We start from the raw sequence: 6,070 nt of genomic DNA on the forward strand, positions 1-6,070 counted from the left end.
TGGCCCCGTTACAGATTCAAATCTTTGGAGCCAGGACGATCTGCGTTAGCAATGATCACTTGCTCGACGATGTCGTTGGCATCTTTAAGCTCGTTGTTAAAAATGTCGGTGCTATAAGCCGGTTGCGGCGGTGTTCGAGTGTTAAGCACGGGGCCGCTGGTATCAGAGGTGTCCACCGAAACTCGCATGGACAAGCCGAGGCGTAGCGGATTTCGTGCAACTTCTTCAGGCTTCAGTGCTATTCGCACAGGCACGCGCTGGGTGACTTTGATCCAATTGCCTGTGGCGTTTTGCGCCGGCATCAGGGAGAAAGCGCTTCCCGTGCCAGCATCCAGCCCGACAACCGTTCCATGGAAATCCACATGGCGGCTGTAGGCATCGGCGCTTAGATGGACGGATTGCCCAATACGCAAATGTTCGAGTTGAGATTCTTTGAAGTTGGCGTTCACCCAAACCTGATCCATGGGCACAACTGACATCAGTGCCACGCCCGGGCTGATCCGCTGCCCAACTTGCACGCTACGTTTGGTCACGATGCCTGAGGTAGGGGAGTAGACCTGCGTGCGGTGCCGTGAGATGTAGGCATCACGCAGATTGCTTGCAGCAACGAGAACGTCAGGGTGGGTTCGAAGCGTCGTGTTGTCCACCATAGCAAGGCGAACTGCCAAGGCATGCCGAGTGCCTTCCAGGCCCGAAACAGCATTCTTGAGAACTTCTTCGGCATGGCTGATCTCCTCTCGGGAAACTGCCCCGCTGGAGGCAAGCTGATTGCGGCGGCGTACATCATCCTGTGCCTTGCGCACGTCGTTTTGTCTTTGGTTGACCTCGGCCTGCAACTGCTGCACTTGATAATACTGAGTGCGTGCCTGCCGTACAGCCCGGGCCAGGTTGGATTTGGCGCGCTCATATTGAATCTCGGCGTCCACGGCATTCAGTGTGACAAGTGGTGAATTAGTGTCGACGTGATCCGTATTGTCGACACTGATGACCGTCACCGTACCGCTGACCTGAGAAGTCACCTGAACGATGTTACCGTCGACATAGGCATCGTCGGTGGTTTCTGTTCCCTGCTTCAGCACGTACCACCCTGCCAACGCCGCCACCAACAGCGCGATGACCAGAATCAAAAGGAGTCGAGGCATGAAGGGGGCTTTTCGTGTTACGGATTCAGTAGTGGGGGAAGTATTGGACGTCATGATTTATCAGCTACGGTAGAGTTTGCATTGGCGGTCATGGGCATTTCCGGGCGGTACCCACCACCCAGAGCCCGGCTCAAGTTGGCTTGCAAGGAAATCGCTCTGGACTGCAAGTCGACCAATTGGCGTTTTTCAACGAGCGTGGCGTTCTGTGTCGCCAAGACTTGCAGATAGGTCGCCAGGCCCGCGGCATAGCGCTTGTCCACGAGATCCGCTGCGGCCGCTGCAGTCGCTACAGCCTCGTTCTGTTGCGCCAGGCGCTCCTTCAACCAGCGAAGCGAAGACAATTGATCGGCGATGTCACGCAGCGCGTCGATGACCGTCTGGTTGTAGTTTTCAACAGCGAGATCGTATGCCGCATCCTGCGCATCGAGGTTGCCGCGCAAGCGGCCCCCTTCGAAAATGGGCAGACTGACCGCCGGCGCCACTCCCAAAATGCGGCTACTGTGATCGTTGAACGTGTCGAAAGCCAGGCTTTGCAATCCAACGAAAGCCGTCAAGTTCACGTCCGGGTAGAAGCGCGCCTTGGCAACATCAATCTCATGACCAGAGGCCTCCACGCGCCAGCGTTGAGCCACAACATCCGGTCGATGACCGATCAGTTCAGCCGGGATATTCGACGGCATCACGACCGTGGCGCTTGCTTGCAGGTGAGGTCGGTTAATCGTGCGTCCACGGTCAGGCCCTTTGCCTAGCAGTGATGCGAGTTTATTTTGATTGAGTTCGATGGACTCTTTGAGCGCTGCAATATTGGCTCTACTGGCAGGCAATGCGGCCTGTGACTGCTTGATGTCAATTTCCGTACCGAGCTCGGCGACGAAACGCTTTTTAGTAAGTTCCTCAATCTGTTCCTGCTGATTGAGCAGGGCCTGTGCCACGTCGATTTGTTCATAGACATTTTGCAAGGCGATATACGTTTGTACGATCGAGGAAGAGAGTATTAGAGAAGCAGCGCGCTCATCCACTTCCAATGCCTTTCGCCTGCCCACAGCCGCCTCGACTGAAGAGCGGTTCTTGCCCCAGAAATCCAGTTCATAGCCGACATTCAAAGTCCCTTGGTGGACGTTCTGCCATGTGCCCTTTGCAGGCGCAGGGGTTGTGCCATTGGAGCTGAACCGCTCGCGGGTAACACTCATGGACGCGCTGACGTCAGGGAACAACTGGGCACCCTGTATCGCTTCCAGTGCGCTGGCCTGGTGGACACGCGCTGCGGCGGAACGAAGGGTAGGGCTGTTGCTGAGCGCTTCACTTATCAACTCGTCAAGTTGAGGATCTTTGAAACTGCTCCACCAGTTGTCAGTGGGCCATGAAGCCTCGGAGAGCTTGATTCCACTATTGGCAAGCGTCTCGTTGACCTCCGTAGGCTGCAACATGCGTGATTGCGGTTTCAGATCGCTGAACGTGCATCCAGAAAGCATCACCAGCGCCATCGCTATCGACGCGATCCTGCCTGATTTCGGGAAGGGCAACCTGTCCTTTGCGCCCTGATTAAATGGACTTCTCATTAACGATTCTCTGAAGCATGCGGTGAAAATAAGAGAGGGCAGGGCTTTCGCCAAAAAAATTAATAAACACTGTTAGTGTCGTTATGCTCATTAAAAAACCGCCGAAGCGGTATTGCCGATTTATCGAGACCTCAAGCCCTTCACGATGATGGCAACGGCATTGTCGATGTCATCCAGGTTTTCGAGGTCTGCGGTGACCAGGTGAAGCCAGGACGTCCCGGTCAGCATCGAGACGGCGCTATCAATGGCGGGGCTTTCCTGGATTTCCGCCGACTCCACTGCCCGGGCAAAGATCTTTCGTAACGTGCGCTCGCGGCGGGGTAGAAACTCTTTGCGGAACTCCTCAAGCGCTGTCGACTCGTGCTGGATCTCGGCAATCAAGCTGCGCAAGGTCTCGCCCGCGCTCGATGTACGCCACCAGTGCCAGAGGGAGCGCAAGTGAACGATTAGGTCTTTCTCCAGATCACCGGTGTTCGGCTGTGTCACAAACGTCAGGGCGGTGCGTTCATACACATCCCTGAGCAGCGCGCTCTTGCTCTTCCACCAGCGATAGATCGTAGGCTTGCTCGAGCCGGCACGTTCCACCAGCGCGTCCATCGTGAATGCCTGATAGCCACGCTCCTCAAGGATCGCAGCTGCGGCCTCAAGAATGGCTTCTGTGCTCTGAGGGCTGCGTACAGCACCGATGGAGGATCGGCTACGCGCTTTGGCAGGTTTGGGCTGGTCGGGCTTGGAGGTCATATGCTGCTCTGACTGGTTTTGCGAACGTAAAAAGCGTCAATAGAAACTGTCGGTATTTATAAGTTAAAAAATAAATTCGGTCAATAAGAGAAGCCCGCTTCAACTATTCAAGTTGTGAATAGTGAGTATGGCATTTAAATATGATCTATTTCGGGAGTTGCTGTTACAGTAATTAATCGAACTACCTATTTGGAGGCGTGAGTGGTTACGCATTTAATTGACGCATTTAATGTGCTTGAGAGCGTTAATAAAGCGATGGGGGAGTGGATAGAAAAATCCATTGCCAGCCACAACCTGACAGTTCTGGATTTTCGAATTCTTGATAGCCTGGCCCAGGGTGCCGTAACGACTACGAGTCAGTGCGCCAGTCATCTGAATATCATGCACTCCAAAATATCCTTGAGTACTGAAAAACTCGAAAGAGCAGGCTTTGTGCAACGTCGACGCGACCGGCCGGATAGACGAATGGTTGCATTGCAGTTATCAGACGAAGGCCTCGAAATCTATGAGCTTGCTCTGGACGCATTGAATGAGCAGTGGCAAAACCTGCTGGGCAATGTCGGCACCGATGTAATGCAGATGGCTGCACTTTTCGCTGGCCCGACTTTGGTCCCCATTGGGAAGTTGATTAAAAATTCGCTACAGGAAAGAAATTCATCGGTTAAATAGACAGGGTGGCAATACTCCTTCAGTCGCGGCGGCAATTGAATTCCAATGCCGCCGCGCGGCTATCCAGCAATCGTTCAGTCAAACCGCTAGATTTCTTAGAGTATGTCTAGAGGGTATTCGATGAAAGCCCGGACTTCATTCAAGTTAGGGCCGACATCGCGGTCTGCCCGGTAGATCGAGTTGCGCAACTTGAATGACAGATCCTTGAATGAGCCTTCCTGCACCACGTATTTGACCTGGTTGAAGAACTCACGCTCCGTACCGTCTTGCTCCCCCCCGGCATCGATGTTGCTGCCGCGCACATAAGCAGTCTTGTAAGTGAGCCCTGGTACCCCGAACTCCGCGAAATCCAGTTCGTAACTCAGTTGCCAGGACTGCTCGTCTTTCAGGTTGAAGTCGGAGTAGTAAGAGTTGGCGACATAAATGGCACTACCACCGTCGCCGTAGTCATAGGCATAGCCGGCATCGCCGCTGTTACGCTGATGGGCGACGATAAACGCATGCGCACCGACGCTGTATTTGGCCGCCAGGCTCCAGATTGTGTTGGTGTCATTGACGCCGTCGCCACCAAAATCCAACGCCGCTTGAGAGCCATCGGCATAGTCGGTGCGGTAAATGTTGAAGTCGAGGTTCAACGCCTGGGACTCGGAAAACGGCACGGTATAGTTTACGTTGCCGTAGTACTTCTTGTAGGTGTCCTTCACGTCAGAGTGATATGCCGCGACACTTAAGGCGTCGGTCACGCTGTAGGTGCCGCCAATCACATCGATACTTTTGAGGTGGTTCGGGTCCCGTGCCGGATCGCCCATCGGGCTATCCGCAGTGAATCGCCCCGCATTCAACTCCAGCCCTTCGATTTCCTTGCTCGTGACAAGAGTGCCAGTGAATGCTTGGGGCAACAGGCGCGAATCGTCATAGGCCAGCACCGGCATGGACGGGAACTGGTTTCCGTAGCGCAATACGGTGTTGGAGAAACGCAGTTTCAGAGTAGCCCCCGCTTCCGAAAGGTCATCGACAGGGCGGCCATCGCTGTCGGCGTCGAAAAAGGCCGTGTAGTTGCGCCCGCGACCGCTATCGAGCTTCACACCGAGCAAGCCATAGAGATCCAGGCCGACACCGACGGTTCCCTGGGTGAAGCCTGACTGGAACGTACCAATAAAACCCTGGCCCCATACCTTGGCGTCATTGGTGTGGTTTTTGTAGTCGCGATCGAAGTAGGCGTTTCGCAACAGCAATTTCAGGTCACTGTCTTCAATAAAGCCCTTGGCGTCGGACTGATCACTGGCAAACGCATAAGACGTGCTTGCCGAGATCAACGTGCACGCGATCGCGACATGTTTAGGATTAAACATCAGATACTCCCAATAGCTGTTTTCTTGATTTCGGTGTTGGCAGGAGGCTGCAAAAGTCGTTGATAACCACAATTGAAGGTGGGTTATTGGCGGGGGCAATTGTTCGTCTAGGAGTTCCCACCCGTTGCAGCGGGACGATAAATACTATTGGAAGCGGCTCAGGCATAAGTCCTATTTACGATTCCAATAATCAATAAAATCAATAATGTAGGATTCAATAGTACGGGTAAGCTAGCGGGGATGAATGCACAGGGTGCGGCTTGCGCACGAATGCAGGTGTATCTCCACTTCATCACTCCTTTGATGCACTTTTTTGGCCCGCCCACGCGCGGGCCTTTTTTTAGGTTCATCACGGATTGCCGGGAAAGACGCTCTTGATCTTCATGAAAAAGAATTCGCTATCCCGGTAACCGTACGCCATCCGCTTGATGACCTTTATTCGATTGTTTATTCCTTCCAACTGACCGGTGTGCATCGGCCAGCGAACCCGACTCACGATGCCCCGCCAGTAAGCCTTTAGCCGTTTGGCAAACTGGATCAGAGCAGGTATTTCGCTTTCATGAGCATGGCGCAGCCATTGCTTCCATGCCGTTCTCCAGCTCCAGGC

General features: G+C 53.9%; 6 protein-coding genes. 1 reads left to right on the forward strand and 5 read right to left on the reverse strand.

The window, feature by feature from the left end; all coding sequences use genetic code 11:
• Positions 1-8: 8 nt before the first annotated feature.
• The 3 genes from KUF73_RS10135 to KUF73_RS10145 all read right to left on the reverse strand — a co-directional run bounded on the left by KUF73_RS10135 (position 9) and on the right by KUF73_RS10145 (position 3,442).
• Positions 9-1,196, reverse strand: coding sequence for an efflux RND transporter periplasmic adaptor subunit (locus KUF73_RS10135; RefSeq protein WP_218437894.1), 1,188 nt, complete (start codon positions 1,194-1,196; stop codon positions 9-11).
• Positions 1,193-2,701, reverse strand: coding sequence for an efflux transporter outer membrane subunit (locus tag KUF73_RS10140; RefSeq protein WP_218437895.1), 1,509 nt, complete (start codon positions 2,699-2,701; stop codon positions 1,193-1,195). Before KUF73_RS10140 ends, KUF73_RS10135 begins: the two co-directional genes overlap by 4 nt.
• Before the next feature lie 120 nt (positions 2,702-2,821).
• Positions 2,822-3,442, reverse strand: a complete 621-nt coding sequence (locus KUF73_RS10145) for a TetR/AcrR family transcriptional regulator (RefSeq protein WP_218437896.1) — start codon at positions 3,440-3,442, stop codon at positions 2,822-2,824.
• A gap of 201 nt (positions 3,443-3,643) precedes the next feature.
• Between KUF73_RS10145 and KUF73_RS10150 the strand changes: the two genes are divergently transcribed.
• Positions 3,644-4,111: a MarR family transcriptional regulator gene (locus tag KUF73_RS10150; RefSeq protein ID WP_218437897.1), complete on the forward strand. Its 468-nt coding sequence runs from the start codon at positions 3,644-3,646 to the stop codon at positions 4,109-4,111.
• Positions 4,112-4,206: 95 nt separating this feature from the next.
• Here the strand turns inward: KUF73_RS10150 and KUF73_RS10155 are convergent, their stop codons facing one another.
• Positions 4,207-5,463: an OprD family porin gene (locus KUF73_RS10155; protein ID WP_218437898.1), complete on the reverse strand. Its 1,257-nt coding sequence runs from the start codon at positions 5,461-5,463 to the stop codon at positions 4,207-4,209.
• Between the two features lie 349 nt (positions 5,464-5,812).
• Positions 5,813-6,070: transposase (locus KUF73_RS10160; RefSeq protein WP_218437899.1), on the reverse strand; the 258-nt coding region annotated here is incomplete at its 5' end.

This window comes from Pseudomonas sp. PD9R, from assembly GCF_019200975.1.
Taxonomy (GTDB): Bacteria; Pseudomonadota; Gammaproteobacteria; order Pseudomonadales; family Pseudomonadaceae; genus Aquipseudomonas.

What these genes read in the sequence shown, in the direction of transcription:
- KUF73_RS10155 (WP_218437898.1), bottom strand. Translation starts at nt 5,463, where the DNA reads ATGTTTAATCCTAAACATGTCGCGATCGCGTGCACGTTGATCTCGGCA.
- KUF73_RS10140 (WP_218437895.1), bottom strand. Translation starts at nt 2,701, where the DNA reads ATGAGAAGTCCATTTAATCAGGGCGCAAAGGACAGGTTGCCCTTCCCG.
- KUF73_RS10145 (WP_218437896.1), bottom strand. Translation starts at nt 3,442, where the DNA reads ATGACCTCCAAGCCCGACCAGCCCAAACCTGCCAAAGCGCGTAGCCGA.
- KUF73_RS10135 (WP_218437894.1), bottom strand. Translation starts at nt 1,196, where the DNA reads ATGACGTCCAATACTTCCCCCACTACTGAATCCGTAACACGAAAAGCC.